Genomic DNA, 16,789 nt, shown 5'->3' with positions numbered 1-16,789 from the left:
CGCAAGACGCTCTTATGGCAGACCGTGAATGGCAGGAGAACCGAGCGTGAATCAACCCCTCCAACCCCCCCGTTATGAGGGCGACGCCGCCATGGCGGCGCTCCTGAAGCTGTCGGGATCTCGTTTGGATATCAATAAGCTGCGCCATCTGGTCGCGGGCGTAGTTTCGGCGCCCCGGGGCGAGCGCCCCAAGGACTGGATGACGCTGGTCGCGGCCTCCCCGGATCAGGCGCTGGAGCGCCAGCTTGCCGCCTTGGAAGAAGAAATAGCCGCTGGGCGACCAGTTGAGCTTGCGGCGCGCGGTAGCGATCGAGGCCTGCGTCTTGCTGCACTGCGAAAAGAATTGGTCCGGCAGAATCTGGACGGCTTCCTGGTGCCCCGGGCCGACGAGTTCCAGGGCGAATATGTCCCGCCCCGGGCCGACCGCCTGGCCTGGCTGACCGGCTTCACCGGCTCCGCGGGCCTGGCGCTGGCGCTGGCCGACCGGGCGGCCGTTTTCATCGATGGCCGCTATACCCTGCAAGTCCGCGACGAGGTCGATGGCGCCCTTTACGAATATCGCCACATCACCGACGAGCCGGCCGAGGCCTGGCTGGGCCAGCATTTCCCGGCGGGCGGGCGGCTCGGCTATGACCCCTGGCTCCACACCGCCGACGGGCTGGTCGCGATCCGCGAGGCGGCCGAGCGTCGCGGCGGGCAGCTCGTGGCTTGCGAGCGCAACCCGGTCGACGCGGTCTGGAGCGACCAGCCGGCGCCGCCGATCGCGCCGGTGGTGATCCATCCGATCCAATATTCCGGCCGCGAGGCGGCGGACAAGCGGGCCGCCATCGGCGCCGAGCTGGAGAGGGCCGAGATCGACGCCGCCGTCATCAGCCAGCCGGCCTCGATCGCCTGGCTGCTCAATGTGCGCGGTGCCGACGTGCCGCGCACGCCGCTGCCGCTGGGTTTCGCGCTCGCCCATCGCGACGGCACGGTCGAGCTCTTCATGGAGCCCTTGAAGCTGGCGCCCGGGCTCGAGGCTCATCTGGGCAACGGCGTCTCCGTGTCGCCGCCCTCCGAGTTCGGACGCGCGCTCGAGCGGCTCGGCAGCGAGCATCGCCGCGTCCTGATCGATCGCAGCTCCGGCGCGCTCTGGATCGTCGAGAAGTTGAAAACGTCCGGCGCCTCGCTGGCGATGGGCGAGGATCCTTGCGCGCTGCCCAAGGCCTGCAAGAACGAGACCGAGCTCGCCGGCATGCGCAACGCCCATCGGCGCGACGGCGTCGCGGTCACGCGCTTTCTCGCCTGGCTCGATATCAACGCCGCCAAGGGCGAGGTCGACGAGCTGATCGCCGTCGAGAAGCTGGCCCAGTTCCGCCGCATGGGCGAGCTGTTCCGCGATTTCAGCTTCGACACCATCTCCGGCGCCGGGCCCAACGGCGCCATCGTCCATTACCGCTCGAGCCCGCGCACCAACCGCAAGCTCCAGATCGGCGAGCTGTTCCTGCTCGATTCCGGCGCGCAATATCTCGACGGCACCACCGACATCACCCGCACCATCGCGATCGGCCTGCCGACGCCCGAGATGCGCGACCGCTTCACCCGCGTGCTCAAGGGCCATATCGCGCTGGGGGCCGCGAAGTTTCCGCGCGGCACCTCGGGCAGCCAGCTCGATGCGCTGGCGCGCCGCGCGCTCTGGGAGGTCGGGCTCGATTACGATCACGGTACCGGCCATGGCGTCGGCAGCTATCTCGCCGTGCATGAGGGGCCGCACCGCATCTCGAAGGTGCCCAACCGCGTCGCGCTGCTGCCCGGGATGATCGTCTCGAACGAGCCCGGCTACTACAAGACCGGCGCCTATGGCATCCGCGTCGAAAATCTGGTCGCGGTGCAGGCGGAGCCCGCGCCCGAAGGCGGGCTGCCCATGCTCTCCTTCGAGACCCTGACGATGGCGCCGATCGATCGCCGGCTGGTCGACACCAAGATCATGACCGCCGACGAGATCGCCTGGCTCGACGCCTATCACCAGCGCGTGCGCGAGAGCCTGACGCCGCTGCTGGACGCGCCGACCGCAACCTGGCTGGCCCAGGCGACGCGGCCGGTGGGGGCGTAGCAACCTTCTTTCCTCGCCCCCGCGCAGCGGGGGAGAGGGCAGGGTGAGGGGGCGTCGAAACATTCTCGGTCGCTGTTGAGAATGACGCCGATGCTCACGCTCGAACATCCCGCTCTACGAACGAGACCCCCTCACCTTGATCCTCTCCCCCACTTTGTGGGGGAGAGGAAAGAAAGAGGCATCACCCCCCGATCAGCGCGATCCACTCCTGCTCGCTCAGCGTCTTCACGCCCAGCTCGGTGGCTTTCTTGGCCTTCGAGCCGGCGTCGGCGCCGACGATGACATAGTCGGTCTTGCTGGAGACCGAGCCCGCGACCTTGGCACCGAGGGATTCGGCCTTCGCCTTGGCCTCGTTGCGGCCCATGGTTTCGAGCGTGCCGGTGAAGACCACGGTCTTGCCGGCGACCGGCGAGTTGCCGCGCTTCGGCGCCTTGAAGGGCTGAACCTCGATCTCGTGTTCCAGATCCTTCACCACCTCGCGGTTATGCGGCTCGGTGAAGAACTCGACGATGTCGTTGGCGACCGAGGGGCCGATGCCCTCGATCGCATCGAGATCGCCGATGGCAGGGCTGAGGCTGATGGCGAGCTTCCAGACATCGAGCGGCAACTCTTCGGTCGACTGCTTCGTCGCCTCTTTCAGGCCTTGGCTCGCCTCGATCATCGCGTCGCGCCAGGCGGCGAGGGTCTCGTAATGGCGCGCCAGGAGCTTTGCGGTCTGTTCGCCGACCTGACGGATGCCGAGCGCATAGATGAAGCGGTCGAGCGGCAATTGTCGGCGCGCCTCGATCGCGTCCAGGAGCTTCTTGACCGACTGCTCGCCCCAGCCTTCGCGCGCGACCAGCTCGTCGCGGTGGTTCTTCAGCCGGTAGATATCGCCCGGCATCTTGAGCCAGCCCTCGTCCCAGAAGGCCTGGATATGCTTCTCACCCAGCCCGTCGATGTCGGCAGCACCCCGGCTGACGAAATGGCGCAGCCGCTCGACCGCCTGGGCCGGGCAGATCAGCCCGCCGGTGCAGCGGCGCACCGCCTCGTCGATCTCGCGCACCGCGAGGCTGCGGCAGACGGGGCATTTGGTCGGGAACTTGTAGGGTTTGGAATCGCGCGGGCGGCGTTTCTTGATCACCTCGACGATCTGCGGGATCACGTCGCCGGCGCGCTGGATCACGACCCAGTCGCCTTCGCGAATATCCTTGCGCTCGATCTCGTCCTCGTTATGCAAGGTCGCGCGCGCGACCATCACGCCGCCGACATTGATCGGCTCGAGCTCGGCCACCGGCGTCAGCGCGCCGGTGCGGCCGACCTGGATGGTGATGGCATTGAGCCGGGTCTCCGCGCGCTCGGCCGGGAACTTATGCGCCAGGGCCCAGCGCGGCGCGCGCCCGATGAAGCCCAGGCGCTGCTGCCAGTCGCGGCGGTTGACCTTGTAGACGACGCCGTCGATGTCGTAATCGAGCTTGGCGCGCTGGGCGCCGATCTTCTCATAGAAGGCCAGCAGCGCCTTCTCGTTCTCGCAGAGCTTGATCAGCGGATTGACGCTGAAGCCCCAACTCTTGAGCCGGTCGAGGAACTCGGCCTGCGTCTTCAAATCCTCGGTGGCGCCTTCGCTCTCGCCCTCGGCATAGGCGAAGAAATGGAGCGGACGGCTGGCGGTGATGGCGGGATCGAGCTGGCGCACGCTGCCGGCCGCGGCATTACGCGGATTCGCGAAGAGCGGTTCCTCTTCGGCCTCGCGGGTCTTGTTGAGCTTCTGGAAATCGAGGCGGGACATATAGACCTCGCCGCGCACCTCGATCAGCTTGGGCGGCTTCTTGCCGGCGAGCTGGCGCGGGACGTCCTTCAGCTGCATCAGATTGCGCGTGATGTCCTCGCCGACGCTGCCGTCGCCGCGCGTGGCGCCGAGGACGAAGCGGCCATTCTCGTAGGTGAGCGTCGCCGACAGCCCGTCGATCTTGGGCTCGGCCACCATCTCGATATCGCCATCCTCGGGCAGCTTCAGGAAGCGGCGGATGCGGCCGAGGAAATCGGTCACGTCCTCGGGCGCGAAGGCATTGTCGAGCGAGAGCATCGGCGCGCGATGCGTGACCTTGGCGAAGCCGCTCGCCGGTGCCGCGCCCACGCGCAATGACGGGCTGTCCAGCCGCTTCAGATCGGGAAAGCGCGCCTCGATCTCGCGGTTGCGGATCACCAGTGCGTCATAGTCGGCGTCCGAGATCTCGGGCGCGTCCTTCTGATGATAGAGCTTGTCATGACGCGCGATCTCGGCGGCGAGCCGCGCCAGCTCGGCTTCGGCCTGGGCAGGGGTGAGCGCGTCGACCGGCAGGCTGCCGGTCGCGGCGGAAGGTTTCTTGCTCATGCCGTCCCTGCCATCAGCCGGTCGGCCGCGGCACGCGCCTCGTCGGTGACCTTGGCGCCGGAGAGCATGCGCGCGATCTCCTCGCGCCTTCCGGCGGCGTCGAGCGGCTCGACCTCGGTGCGCGGGCTCTTGCCGAGGCTCTTGCGCACGCGCCAGTGATTGACGCCGAGCGCCGCCACCTGCGGCGAATGCGTCACCACGATCACCTGCAGATCGTCGGAGAGGCGCTTCAGCCTGGCGCCGACGGCCGCCGCCGTGGCGCCGCCGACGCCGGCATCGACCTCGTCGAAGATCAGGGTCGAGACCGGGTCGCTGCCGGCCAGCACCACGCGCAAGGCCAGCATCAGGCGCGAAAGCTCGCCGCCCGACGCGACCTTGCCCAGGGGCCCGGGCTCGGCGCCCGGCATGGTCGCGATCTCGAAATGAACCCGCTCGGTCCCGTGCGATCCCCATTGCGGTTCGGGCAGCGCCTCGAGCCGGGTGCGGAATGACGCCTTGTCGAGCTTGAGCGGGGTCAGCTCGGCGTTGATGCGGCGGTCGAGCTTGCGCGTGGCTTCGGCCCGACCCTTGGACAGGGCGTCGGCCGACTTGCGATAGGTGGCGGCCGCATCGGCCTCGCGCCGTCCCAGCTCCGCGAGGCCGCCCGACTGGTCGTCGAGCGCCTCGAGCTGGGCCTGCATCTCGATCAGCAGGGCGGGCAGGGCCTCCACGGTGCGGTTATGCTTGCGGGCCTGCTCGCGCAGGGCGAAGAGCCGTTCCTCGACTTTCTCGAGCCGGTTGGGATCGGCGTCCAGGGCGGCGGCCACGCTGTGGAGCGCATGGACCGCCTCGGCCAGCTCGCTGGCCGCGCGATCGAGCGCCGCCGTCACCGGCTGCAGCGCCTCGCCCGCCTTGTCCGCGATCCGGTCGAGCCGGCGCTGGGCCTGGGCCAGCCGCTCGTCGGCGCTGCCATCGCCGCTGATGGCGGCGAGCGCGCCGGAGAGGGCTTCGCCCAGCTTCTCGCGGTTCATCAGCAGGCTGCGCTCGTTGGCGAGCTTGGTCTCCTCGCCCGCCTCGGGGGCAAGCGCATCCAGCTCCTTCACCGCATGGCGCAGATAGTCTTCGTCGCGCCGGGCGGCGGCCAGCCTCGCCTCGGCGGCCTCGCGCGCGGCCTTGGCGCCCTGCCATTCCTGCCAGTGGGCGGCGACCTCGCGGGCAGCGGCGCGCAAGCCGCCGAAGGAATCCAGCAGGTCGCGATGGGTAGCCGAATCCATGAGCCCCGACTGGCTCGCCTGGCTCGCGATCTCGACCAGGGTTTCGCCAAGCCGCTTGAGCAGCCCGACGCTGACCGGCTCGTCATTCACGAAGGCGCGACTGCGGCCGTCGCGGCCGAGCTGGCGGCGCAGGATCAGCGCCGGCTCGACGGCGAGGCCCTGCTCGGACAGCAGCGCGTTGGCGGGGTGGGAGGCAGGGAGATCGAACTCGGCGGTGACGCTGGCCTGCTCGGCGCCGGGACGCAGCAGCCCTGTGTCGGCGCGCTCGCCCAGCGCCAGCCCCAGCGAATCCAGCAGGATCGATTTGCCGGCACCGGTCTCGCCGGTCAGCACCGAAAGGCCCGGCGCAAAGGAAAGATCGAGCCGGTCGATCAGAACGACATCGCGGATGGCGAGGCCGATCAGCATCCGCGGGTCAGAAGATGTTGTTGAGCCAGGAGCCTTCTTTATGCATCGGCTCCAGGTCGTGACTGGTCAGGAGCGCATAGGAGTCCTGATACCAGTCCGTGCCGGGGAAATTGTAGCCGAGCACGGCACCGGCATTCTGGGCTTCGTCCATGACGCCGAGCGAGAGATAGCATTCGACCAGCCGCGACAGCGCTTCGGGCACATGGGTCGTGGTCTGGAAACGCTCGATCACGGTGCGGTAGCGGTTGATGGCGGCGACCCACAGGCCCCGGGTCTCGTAATAGCGGCCGATCTCCATCTCCTTGCCGGCGAGATGGTCGCGCGTCAGATCGAGCTTCAGCGAGGCGTCGCGCGCATAGTCGGTGTTGGGGAAGCGCGCCACCACTTCGGCCAGGCTCTGCAGCGCGAGCTCGGTGTTCCTCTGGTCGCGGCCGACGTCGACGATCTGCTCGTAATAGCAAAGCGCCTTCAGATAGTAGGCATAGGGAGCGTTGCGGTGGCCGGGATGCAGATCGATGAAATGCTCAAGCCCGATGATCGCGTCGTCATACTCGTTGTTGACGTAATGCGCATAGGCGGACATGAGCTGCGCCTGGGTCGCCCAGGTCGAGTAGGGGTGCTGACGTTCGACCTCGTCGAACATCGCGGCCGCTTTCTTGAACTCGCCAGTCTGGATCAGATCGTAGCCCTGGTTGTAGAGGACCTCGGGCGGCTGATCGGGGATCTTGGGCGTGTCGGAGCCGCAGGCGCTAAGCGCGAGGCCGGCCAGGAGGGCGAGTGCGGCCAGGGCGGGCCGGCGGAGTAGGAACTGGGACGGCATCGGTTCTTGCTTTGCCTCGACACGTTCAAGTCGCTGGCCTGGCTGACAAATTCACGCTCGGCCCAGGCGGGCGCCGGGCCCGACTATAGGGCCCCGGCCTCAGCCCCTCAAGCGCCGGTACGCAGTCGGGCGGGGTATCGGCCGCGGAGGCTCGAACAGCGAGGAAAATGGCGGAAGGCGGCCCTTGTGCGGGGACCGGCGGCGCTATTCGGCCGCCGAAACCTGCAAGGGCAGATCTTCGCGAATCGGAACCCAGGCCCAGGCCTCGGAGTCGGCGAAGAGCTCGGCGAGGAGCCGATGATGCAGTTTATGGCCGGACCGCCGGCCCTCGAAGCGCGCCAGGAGCGGTCCTCCGGCCAGGGCCAGATCGCCGATCACGTCGAGCGCCTTGTGCCGCGCCAGCTCGTTGGGATAGCGCAGGCCGCCCTCGTTCAGGACCTTGCCCTCCGAGACCACCACCGCATTGTCGAGCGAGGCGCCCTGGGCGAGGCCGGCGGCGCGTAGCGCTTCGGCATCGGCGAGGAAACCATAGGTGCGGGCCCGCGCGATCTCGGCACGGAAGCCGTCCGTTGTGACCCGGGCGCTGTAGCTCTGGCGCGTCAGGGCGCAGGTCCCGTAATCGACCTCGATCTCGACGCTGAATTCGGCGGCGGGATGGAGCGCCACGCGGCGCTGCGAGTCCCCGACCACCACGGATTTGAGCAGCGCGATCGCGCGGCGGGGGGCGGGTTGCTCGACCGTGCCGGCGCATTCGATCAGGAACAGGAAGGGGGCGGCACTGCCATCCATGATGGGGAGCTCGGGCGCATCGACCGCGATCTCGGCATTGTCGATGCCGCAACCGGCCAGCGCGGCCATCACATGCTCGACAGTCGCCACCTGCGTGCCGGCATCGTTGCTCAGTGCCGTGCAGAGCGGCAGATCGCAGACTTGGCGCCAATCGGCGGCGATGATCGCCTTGTCGCCGCTGAGATCGGTGCGGATGAAGCGGATGCCGCTGCCGGCGGGGGCGGCGTGGATGCTCATGCGGACCGCGCGTCCGCTGTGCAATCCGATACCCGAACAGGACACGCTGTTGCGCAACGTCCGCTGACGTGCAAACCCAGCGAACTCAGTCGAGCCGGCGATGGTGTCAGGCATTTGGGGGGAGGCTGTTCCCTGAAGCGATCTGGAAAGATCTCGGAAATCAGCTCCGCTTTGCGCATCGGGCCAGCGATTCTGATTCGATCGCCAGCCTAGAGGAAGAAAGAGCCCCGGTGCCATCGAAAAGACGATGGCACCGGGGAAAAGCTGTGGCACCCGTGTCCGCAGTCAATCAATCCCGTGGCGAAAATCCGGCCAAGGGCTCAGTTGGCTTGCCGACGCAGGAAGGCGGGGATTTCGAAGAACTCTTCCTCGGCGCGTGTCGAGGCGATGCGGTCCTTCGGATCCAGTCCCGCCAGCCGCTGCTGCGCTTCGGCAGCTTGCGGCGCGGCGGGGGTTGTGGCGGCACGCGGCGGTGCAACCGGCTGCGGCGCCGGCTGTGCGGGCATGGTCGGAGCCTGCAGGCGCGGTGCCGGTGCGGCCGGAGCCGCGGTCGGCGCGGACGCCGGCTCTACTTTGGGTGCCCGACCAAACAAACCACCGCTTCCGGTCACGCGCGCGAAGAGGTTCGATCCGCGACGCGGCGCTTCAGGGGCGGTGGGCGTGGGGCTCGGCCGGGCCGCCGGAGCGGTCATGGCCGGAGCCGTCATCATCGATGCCGCCGGGGCCGTCATGGCGGGCGGAGTCATGGTCGGCAGGGGAGCCCGCGGTGCCGGCATTGCCGCCCGTTCGACCGGGGGCGGCGCGATGAAGGGCCGTTCCTCGGTATGGCGGGGCGCCGTCATCGGTGCCATCGCTGTCGGTGCCATGGTCGGCGCCGGCGTTGCGACGGTCGGTGCCGGCGTGGCCGCCAGATTATAGGCGAGCGACATGCCCGCATCGCTCTGGGGCTGGCTGACGGTCGCCGGGGCCATCATGGCCGGAGCCGGCATGGCCATGGCCGGACGCGGTGCCGGCATGGCCGGCGCCGGGTGGGTTTCCATCGCCATCGCGAGTGCGCCGGAGGTGGAGGGTTGTGCGCTCATGACCGCGGCCGGCGGGGCCTCGATCATGTCGCGACGCTCGGCCCGCAGGACCGACGGCGCCTCGGCCGGCTGATGGACCGGCGTGCTGACGACGCGGCCACCGGCCGCGACGAGGCTGAGGCTGACCGGACGCTGCATCACCTGGCCCGCGGCTTCGATGCCGGTGGCCACGACGGAGATGCGGATCTTGCCGGTGAGGTTCTGGTCGAAGGTCGAGCCGAAGATGATGTTGGCTTCGGGATCGACTTCCTCGCGGATCCGGGTCGCGGCCTCGTCCACCTCGAACAGGGTCATGTCGGGGCCGCCGGTGATGTTGATGAGAACGCCGCGGGCGCCCTTCATCGAGACATCGTCGAGCAGCGGGTTCGACACCGCCCGTTCCGCGGCGGTTACGGCCCGGCCTTCGCCTTCGGCCTCGCCGGTTCCCATCATCGCCTTGCCCATCTCGGTCATGACCGAGCGGATGTCGGCGAAGTCGAGATTGATCAGGCCCGGCATCACCATCAGGTCGGTGACGCCGCGCACGCCCGAATAGAGCACCTGGTCGGCCATCGCGAAGGCGTCGGCGAAGGTGGTCTTCTCGGTCGCGATCCGGAACAGGTTCTGGTTCGGGATGATGATCAGCGTGTCGACATATTGCTGCAGTTCCTGGATGCCGCTCTCGGCCAGACGCATCCGGTGCAGGCCCTCGAAATGGAACGGCTTGGTCACCACGCCGACGGTGAGGATGCCGTGCTCGCGCGCGGCGCGGGCGACGACGGGAGCGGCACCGGTGCCGGTGCCGCCGCCCATTCCGGCGGTGATGAACACCATGTTCGAGCCGGCCAGTTCCTCGATCACGCTATCGATCGATTCCTCGGCGGCGGCGCGGCCGATATCGGGGCGCGAGCCGGCGCCCAGACCTTGGGTGATGCCATGGCCGAGCTGGATGCGTCGCGCGCATTGCGATTGCGCGATCGCCTGGGCGTCGGTGTTGGCGATGATGAATTCGACCCCCTCGAGATTCGAGCGGATCATGTTGCTGACGGCATTGCCGCCGGCTCCGCCCACACCGATGACGGTGATGCGCGGCTTAATCTCATGCGGATTGTGTGGCAGAGACAGGTTCAAAGTCATGTACGGCCTCCATTCATGACACGGGTGTGTCGGCGCCGGTTGATCCGGCGCCGGTTATGCCGGGCCTTGCCAGGGGCCCGGTATGGGGTGAACTCAAAAATTGACACGGAGCCAGTTGCCCAGCCGGCCGATGAAGCCGGCGGCCTCTCCTTGTTGGGTTTGATGACGGCCCTCGGTGCGCGGCAGCCGGTGGTAGGCCTGCTGCGCATAGACCAGAAGTCCGGCGGCGGTGGCGAAGGCGGGACCGCCCGTCGCTTCGGCCAGGCCGGCGATGCGGATCGGGCGCCCCATGCGCACCTGCTTGTCGAGGACGGCCGAGGCCAGCTCGCGCAGGCCCGCCAGTTGCGAAGCGCCGCCGGTCAGGACGACGCGGCGGCCGGCGATCTTGTCGAAGCCGCTCTGCTCCAGGCGCTGGCGCACCAGCTCGAAGGTCTCCTCGAGGCGCGGCTGGATGATGCCGACCAGCATCGAGCGGGCGATGGTGTTGCCCTCGACCGCATCCTCCTCGCCGACCAGCGGGACCGTGATCATCTCGCGCTCGTCGGAGGGCGAGAGCATGCAATTGCCATAGAGCGTCTTGAGCCGCTCGGCGTGGGCCAAGGGCGTCGAGAGGCCACGGGCGATGTCGTTGGTCACATGGGCGCCGCCGACCGGCACGATGTCGGTATAGACGACATTGCCGTCGAAGAAGACGGAGATGGTGGTGGCGCCGCCGCCCATGTCGATCACGGTCACGCCGAGATCGCGCTCGTCATCGACCAGCGAGGCGAGTCCGGCCGCGTAGGGCGAGACCACCAGCGCGCCGATCTCGAGATGGCAGCGGGCGATGCAGCTCGTCAGGTTGCGCACGGCGCCGGCCTGCGCCGTCACCACATGCATGTCGACGCCGAGGCGCTCGCCGAACATGCCGCGCGGATCGCGGATGCCGCTGCTGCCGTCGATCGAGTAGCGGATCGGGATCGAATGGATCAGGCGGCGCTCGCCATGGGCGTCGAGCATGCCGCCCTGCTCCAGCACGCGGCGCAGGTCGCCGTCGCCGATCTCATGGCCGGCGATCTGGACCTCGACGCCGACCGTCTGCGAGGCGGGATAGCCGCCCGAGAGATTGACGATCACCTCATGGATGGTCTCGCCGGCCATCTCCTCGGCGGCATGGACCGCGCTCAGGATGACCGCCTCGGCCTGCTCCATATCGACGATGGCGCCGCTGCGCACGCCGCGCGACACCTGATGGCCGATGCCGGTCACGCGCGGGCGGCCGTCTTCCTCCAGCCGCGCGATGAAGCAGCAGATCTTGCTGGTCCCGACGTCGAGCGCGGCGACCGTGCCGCTGCGCGATGCCATTCTTGGCTTCCTCATTCCCAACGCCCCTGTTCTACGCTGCCTGCCGGCCCGGCCTTCTGGCCGTGACCCGCTCCCCCGAATGTCATGTGTCGCTCCCCGGTGCCGCGGGTTTGGTGGCGACCGGCTTCGCGTCCGGCGCCAGCCGCACCACCATGCGGTCGGGCAATCTGAGATCGATCGCTGAGAGGTCGCGCTTGAGCAGCCCCTGCTCGCGCTCCAGGCGGGCCAGCTCGAGCCAGGCCGCGGTCGGATTGGTCTCGGGCAGCTTCACATCCACGCCATTGTCGAGGCGCAGGTTCCAGCGGCGGTCGCCGACCCAGACGGCGGCGCGCACGCGGGTCTTCAACTCCGGCTCGAGACCCAGCATCGTCACCAGGTCGGCCGCATGCTGCGGGGCGTTGTCGCCCACCAGCACCAGGAGCTGGTTGAAGCGGCCGGGATCGTCGGCGGCGATGGCCTCGCCCTCGCGATCCACCAGATAGAACTTGCCGTCACGCTGCCACAGCGCGAAGGGCGCGAACTCGTCGACATGAACGGTCAGCGTGCCATCGAGGCCGCGGCGCACGCTGGCACCCTTGACCCAGGGCAGCATCTCGACGCGGGCGCGGATCGCCTCGGGATCGAGTGCCAGCAGCGGGGTGCCGCGGTCGGCCCCGATCGCGGCCAGCAATTCCTCCGGCGGCGTCTGCTGGCGGCCATCGACAGCCACGCTCTGCAGCGTCAGGCCCATCTTGCCGGACAGCGCCACCAGGCTATCGCCGAGGGCCACGCCCTGGCGTCCGATCCAGGCGCCGGGCCACATCATCCAGCTCGCGCCCACGACCGTGGCGAGGGTGGCACCGATGAGGGCGTAACGCTGCAGGCGCTGGCGGCGCAGGCTGCGCGGATCGCGCCGCAGCTTGGCCTTGCCGCGCGGCGCGTCAGCCCGGGACTTGGCGGAGGCCGTCACACGTCGCATTGCGCGTTCTCCACCATCCAGCTCACCAGGGCACGAAACGAGATGCCGACATGCTTGGCCTGCTCGGGCGCCAGCGAGAGCGGCGTCATGCCGGGCTGGGTGTTGACCTCGAGCAGATAGAGCTGCTCGGGCCCGCCGCCTTGCGTGTCGTCGTAACGGAAGTCGCTGCGCGAGACGCCGCGGCAGCCCAGAGACCGGTGGGCCGCGAGCGCGTTCGCCAGCGCGGCCTCATAGACCGCCGGGGGCAGCGGGGCCGGCACCAGATGCTGGGTGATGCCGTCCGTGTATTTGGCTTCGTAATCGTAGAATTTGGTCTTGGAGATGAGCTCGGTCACCGCCAGCGGACGGTCGCCCATGACGGCCACCGTCAATTCGCGGCCCGCGATGAAGGGCTCGACCAGCGCCGCCAGTCCATAAGGCCACTCGGCCGCGAGCGGAGGCATGTTGTCGCCCTGGCGCACGATCCGCACGCCGACGCTCGAGCCCTCGTTATAGGGCTTCATCACATAGGGCCGCGCCATCGGCTCGCCCTTGGCGAACTCCTCGCGCGTGACGAGCCTGCCGCCGGGGCAGCGGATGCCGGCCGCGGCGAAGACACGCTTGGCCATCGGCTTGTCCATGGCGAGCGCGGAGGCCAGCAGGCCGGAATGGGTATAGGGAATGCCCATGAGATCGAGCACGCCCTGGACGCAGCCATCCTCGCCCCAACGGCCATGGAGCGCGTTGAAGACGGTGTCGGGGCGCGGCTCGAGCGCCGCGATCAGAGCCGACACGTCGCGGCCTACATCGACCGTGGTCACGTCATAGCCTTCGGCGCGCAGGGCCTCGGCGCAGGCCTTGCCGCTCACCAGCGACACCTCGCGCTCGGCGGAGGGTCCGCCCATCAACACGGCAACGCGTTTCATGCGCGCACCTCCGGACCGTTGGTGGCAGGCCGGCCGATGCGGCGGATTTCCCATTCGAGCGTCACGCCGGTCTTCTCCTTCACGCGCCGGCGCACTTCCTCGCCGAGCGTCTCGATATCCGCGGCGGTCGCATCGCCGGTGTTGATGAGGAAATTGCAGTGCCGCTCGGAGACCTGCGCGCCACCGATGCGCAATCCCCGGCAGCCAGCCTCGTCGATGAGCTGCCAGGCCTTGTGGCCGCGCGCTTCGGGGCCGGCGGGATTGGCGAAGGTGCTGCCGCCCGTGCGGGTGCGGATCGGCTGGCTCTCCTCGCGCGCCTTCTGGATCTCGGCCATGCGAGCCTGGATCGCGGCGGGCTCGTCGCGCCGGCCTTGCAGCAGCGCGCCGGTGAAGATCCACTCCTCGGGCAGGTCGCAATGGCGATAGCTGAAGCCGAAATCCTTGTGGCTGAGCTGATGCAGCTTGCCGCTGCCGTCGAGCGCTTCGCCTTCGATCACCACGTCGTTCATCTCGCGGCCATAGGCGCCGCCATTCATGCGGAGCGCGCCGCCGACCGTGCCGGGAATGCCGGAGAGGAACTCGAGGCCGGCGAGGCCTGCATCGCGGGCGGCGATCGAGACGTTGAGATCGAGTGCCGCAGCACCGGTGCGGATCCGCTCGCCCTCGGCCGCGATGCGCGCGAACTCGCGGCCCAAGCGGATCACCACGCCGGGGACGCCGCCATCGCGCACCAGCAGGTTCGAGCCGACGCCGATCACCGTCACCGGCAGACCGGCCGGCTTGCCGGCGAGGAAGCCCGCCAGGTCGTCGCGATCGGCCGGTCGGAACATGATCTCGGCCGCGCCGCCGACGCGGAACCAGGTGACGCCGGCCAAAGGCGCATCGGCCGTGAGCCGTCCGCGCACGGGCGGCAATCCGGCCAGGGGATCGGTGGGGCGCTTCATCGCGGCCATCATTCGCCCGCTCCCTTGGGGGGCTTGGGCTGGCTCGCCTGCAGCGCCTTCAACTGCTCGGGCAGCGCATTCGCCCAATAAGTGATGCTGCCGGCGCCAAGGCAGACGACGAGATCGCCGGGTTGCGCCAGCTCATGGATCATGGCGGGCAGGGCTTCAGGCGAGGGCAGAGGCGAGACATGGCGGTGACCGCGATTCTGCAGGCCTGCGACCAGCGCATCGCGGCTGGCACCCTCGATCGGTGCTTCTCCGGCGGTATAAACGTCGGCCACGATCACCTCGTCGGCGTCGTTGAAGCAGGAGCAGAACTCCTCGAACAGATTCTTGAGCCGGGTGAAGCGGTGCGGCTGCACCACGGCGATGACGCGGCCCTGCGTGGCACCGCGCGCGGCGCGCAAGACGGCCGCGATCTCGACCGGATGGTGGCCGTAATCGTCGATCACGGTGATGCCGCCGGCCTCGCCGGTGCGGGTGAAGCGGCGCTTGACGCCGGCGAAGGAGCCCAGCCCCTTGCGGATGATGTCGTCGCCGATGCCCATCTCATGGGCAACGGCGATGGCGGCCAGCGAGTTCTGGACGTTATGCGCGCCATGCATCGGCAGATGGAGGCGCTCGATGCGGCGCTCCTCCTGCTGGTGGCGGTCCTGGATGATCACGTCATAGACGGCGCCGGTGGGCCCGACTTCGACATTGACCGCGCGCACGGCCGCCTGCGGGCTCATGCCATAGGTCACGATGCGCCGATCGGAGACGCGCGGGATCATGGCCTGCACCACCGGGTGATCGATGCAGAGCGTGGCGAAGCCATAGAAGGGGATGTTCTTGACGAACTCCTCATAGGCGCGGTTCATCGCCTCGACCGTGCCGTAGAAATCGAGATGCTCGGGATCCATGTTGGTGACGATGACGATCGTCGCCGGCAGCTTGACGAAGGTGCCGTCGGACTCGTCGGCCTCGACCACCATCCAGTCGCCCGAGCCCAGCCGCGCGTTGGTGCCGTAGCTGTTGATGATGCCGCCATTGATCACGGTCGGATCGAGGCCGGCGGCGTCCACGAGCTGGGCGACCAGCGAGGTCGTGGTGGTCTTGCCGTGGGTCCCGCCGATCGCGACCGACCATTTGAGGCGCATCAGCTCGGCCAGCATCTCGGCGCGGCGAACCACCGGCAGGAAGCGCGAGCGCGCCGCCACGACCTCGGGGTTTTCCGGCTTGATCGCCGAGGAGACGACGATCACCTCGGCCTGGCCCAGATTCTCGGCCTTGTGGCCGATCTCGACCGTGATGCCCAGCGTCCGCAGGCGTTTCACATTGCCGCTGTCGGACGCGTCCGAGCCCTGCACCCGGTAGCCCAGGTTATGCAGGATCTCGGCGATACCGCTCATGCCGATGCCGCCAATGCCGACGAAATGCAGGATGCCGATGTCGAGCGGAAGGGCCCTCATGCGGCCTCCTTTCCGGCGACGAGCGGCGCCAGCGATTCGGCGAGGTCGGCCAGGCGCTCGGCGGCGTCGGGATGGCTGAGGCTGCGCGACGCGGCGGCGGCTTTCGCCAATTGCTGCGGATCGGCCAGGAGCGAGGCCAGCCTCGCGGCCAGCGCCTCGGGCGTGAATTCGGCTTCGGTCATGACCCAGGCGGCACCCGACTGCGCCATGGCGCGGGCATTGGCGGTCTGGTGATCGTCGGCGGCGAAGCGGTAGGGCACCAGGATCGAGGGCCGGCCCGCGGCCTGCAGCTCGGCGACGGTCGAGGCGCCGGAGCGCGCGATCATGAGATGCACATGGGCGAGGCGTGCCGCCATGTCGGAGAAGAAGGGCTTGAGCTCGGCGGCGAAGCCGATCTTGCGATAGGCGGCGGCGACGGTTTCCAGATCTTCCGCCCGGCATTGCTGGGCGAGGCGCAGGCGGGCGCGTTCGGCGCTCCCCAGCCGTTCGATCGCAGCCGGGATCACCTGGGACAGGATCCGGGCACCCTGGCTGCCGCCGATGACCAGCAGCTCCAAGGCACCGCCGGGCTGGGGCGCCACATATATGCTGTGGGCGAGCGCGGCGATGGCCGGCCGGACCGGGTTGCCGGTCAGGATGGCGCGGCTCCGCGCCGAGGCGGGCAGGGCACCGACCTGTTCGAAGCAGGTGGCGATCCGGTTGGCACGCGACGCCAGCAGCCGATTGGCGCGGCCCATCACGGCGTTCTGTTCATGGAGCAGCAGCGGCACCTTGGCATGGCCGGCCGCCAGCATGGCCGGCACCGAGGCATAGCCGCCGAAGCCCACCGCCAGGGACGGCCGGGCCGAACGCAGGATCTTGCGCGCCTCGAAATAACCCTGGGCCAGACGGAAGAGGCCGCTCAGCCGGTCGGAGATCCGCTTGCCGGCGAGAGCACCCGCCGGGATGCGCCGGGTCTCGACCTCGGGCAGGCGGTCGCCGAAGCCCTGGCCGCGCTTGTCGGTCACGAGCATGACGCGCCGGCCGCGCTTCAAGAG

At 68.8% G+C, this 16,789-nt stretch carries 12 protein-coding genes; 1 reads left to right on the top strand and 11 read right to left on the bottom strand.

Annotated features, from left to right (window positions below; genetic code table 11):
- Window positions 1-91: 91 nt before the first annotated feature.
- Window positions 92-2,092, top strand: a complete 2,001-nt coding sequence (locus tag ACREE8_RS22850; protein WP_431575352.1) for an aminopeptidase P family protein — start codon at window positions 92-94, stop codon at window positions 2,090-2,092.
- A 181-nt stretch (window positions 2,093-2,273) separates the two neighbouring features.
- Here ACREE8_RS22850 and ligA read toward each other — a convergent pair whose 3' ends face one another.
- From ligA to murG, 11 genes are all read right to left on the bottom strand, one after another.
- A complete protein-coding gene (ligA, locus tag ACREE8_RS22845) occupies window positions 2,274-4,445 on the bottom strand; it encodes an NAD-dependent DNA ligase LigA (RefSeq protein WP_431575325.1) in 2,172 nt (723 codons plus the stop codon).
- The gene (gene recN, locus ACREE8_RS22840) at window positions 4,442-6,106 is read right to left on the bottom strand and encodes a DNA repair protein RecN (RefSeq protein WP_431575324.1); all 1,665 of its coding nucleotides are present in this window, start codon (window positions 6,104-6,106) and stop codon (window positions 4,442-4,444) included. Before recN ends, ligA begins: the two co-directional genes overlap by 4 nt.
- 7 nt (window positions 6,107-6,113) lie before the next feature.
- Entirely contained in the window at window positions 6,114-6,926 is an 813-nt protein-coding gene (locus ACREE8_RS22835) for an outer membrane protein assembly factor BamD (RefSeq protein WP_431575323.1), read from the bottom strand.
- Window positions 6,927-7,130: 204 nt separating this feature from the next.
- Entirely contained in the window at window positions 7,131-8,066 is a 936-nt protein-coding gene (gene lpxC / locus ACREE8_RS22830) for a UDP-3-O-acyl-N-acetylglucosamine deacetylase (RefSeq protein WP_431575322.1), read from the bottom strand.
- Between the two features lie 206 nt (window positions 8,067-8,272).
- The gene (gene ftsZ, locus ACREE8_RS22825; RefSeq protein ID WP_431575321.1) at window positions 8,273-10,150 is read right to left on the bottom strand and encodes a cell division protein FtsZ; all 1,878 of its coding nucleotides are present in this window, start codon (window positions 10,148-10,150) and stop codon (window positions 8,273-8,275) included.
- 93 nt (window positions 10,151-10,243) lie between these two features.
- Entirely contained in the window at window positions 10,244-11,494 is a 1,251-nt protein-coding gene (gene ftsA, locus ACREE8_RS22820; RefSeq protein WP_431575320.1) for a cell division protein FtsA, read from the bottom strand.
- Between the two features lie 82 nt (window positions 11,495-11,576).
- Window positions 11,577-12,452: a cell division protein FtsQ/DivIB gene (locus ACREE8_RS22815; protein ID WP_431575319.1), complete on the bottom strand. Its 876-nt coding sequence runs from the start codon at window positions 12,450-12,452 to the stop codon at window positions 11,577-11,579.
- On the bottom strand, window positions 12,440-13,357 hold the full coding sequence (locus ACREE8_RS22810; RefSeq protein ID WP_431575318.1) for a D-alanine--D-alanine ligase: 918 nt from the start codon (window positions 13,355-13,357) through the stop codon (window positions 12,440-12,442). The genes ACREE8_RS22815 and ACREE8_RS22810 overlap by 13 nt, the downstream gene beginning before the upstream one ends.
- A complete protein-coding gene (gene murB / locus ACREE8_RS22805) occupies window positions 13,354-14,310 on the bottom strand; it encodes a UDP-N-acetylmuramate dehydrogenase (RefSeq protein WP_431575351.1) in 957 nt (318 codons plus the stop codon). The genes ACREE8_RS22810 and murB overlap by 4 nt, the downstream gene beginning before the upstream one ends.
- Window positions 14,310-15,752: a UDP-N-acetylmuramate--L-alanine ligase gene (gene murC, locus ACREE8_RS22800; protein WP_431575317.1), complete on the bottom strand. Its 1,443-nt coding sequence runs from the start codon at window positions 15,750-15,752 to the stop codon at window positions 14,310-14,312. The genes murB and murC overlap by 1 nt, the downstream gene beginning before the upstream one ends.
- On the bottom strand, window positions 15,749-16,789 hold a 1,041-nt coding region (gene murG, locus ACREE8_RS22795), incomplete at its 5' end, for an undecaprenyldiphospho-muramoylpentapeptide beta-N-acetylglucosaminyltransferase (protein ID WP_431575316.1). The genes murG and murC, both read right to left, overlap by 4 nt.

It is taken from the genome of Hypericibacter sp. (genome assembly GCF_050729195.1).
Taxonomy (GTDB): domain Bacteria; phylum Pseudomonadota; class Alphaproteobacteria; order Dongiales; family Dongiaceae; genus Hypericibacter.
Note: the sequence above shows the minus strand (reverse complement) of the source record. Positions and strands in the feature narration are given on the sequence as shown.

Coding starts and splice junctions, on each gene's coding strand:
- ACREE8_RS22850 (WP_431575352.1), top strand. CDS start 92: ATGGCGGCGCTCCTGAAGCTGTCGGGATCTCGTTTGGATATCAATAAG.
- ligA (WP_431575325.1), bottom strand. CDS start 4,445: ATGAGCAAGAAACCTTCCGCCGCGACCGGCAGCCTGCCGGTCGACGCG.
- recN (WP_431575324.1), bottom strand. CDS start 6,106: ATGCTGATCGGCCTCGCCATCCGCGATGTCGTTCTGATCGACCGGCTC.
- ACREE8_RS22835 (WP_431575323.1), bottom strand. CDS start 6,926: ATGCCGTCCCAGTTCCTACTCCGCCGGCCCGCCCTGGCCGCACTCGCC.
- lpxC (WP_431575322.1), bottom strand. CDS start 8,066: ATGCCTGACACCATCGCCGGCTCGACTGAGTTCGCTGGGTTTGCACGT.
- ftsZ (WP_431575321.1), bottom strand. CDS start 10,150: ATGACTTTGAACCTGTCTCTGCCACACAATCCGCATGAGATTAAGCCG.
- ftsA (WP_431575320.1), bottom strand. CDS start 11,494: ATGGCATCGCGCAGCGGCACGGTCGCCGCGCTCGACGTCGGGACCAGC.
- ACREE8_RS22815 (WP_431575319.1), bottom strand. CDS start 12,452: ATGCGACGTGTGACGGCCTCCGCCAAGTCCCGGGCTGACGCGCCGCGC.
- ACREE8_RS22810 (WP_431575318.1), bottom strand. CDS start 13,357: ATGAAACGCGTTGCCGTGTTGATGGGCGGACCCTCCGCCGAGCGCGAG.
- murB (WP_431575351.1), bottom strand. CDS start 14,310: ATGGCCGCGATGAAGCGCCCCACCGATCCCCTGGCCGGATTGCCGCCC.
- murC (WP_431575317.1), bottom strand. CDS start 15,752: ATGAGGGCCCTTCCGCTCGACATCGGCATCCTGCATTTCGTCGGCATT.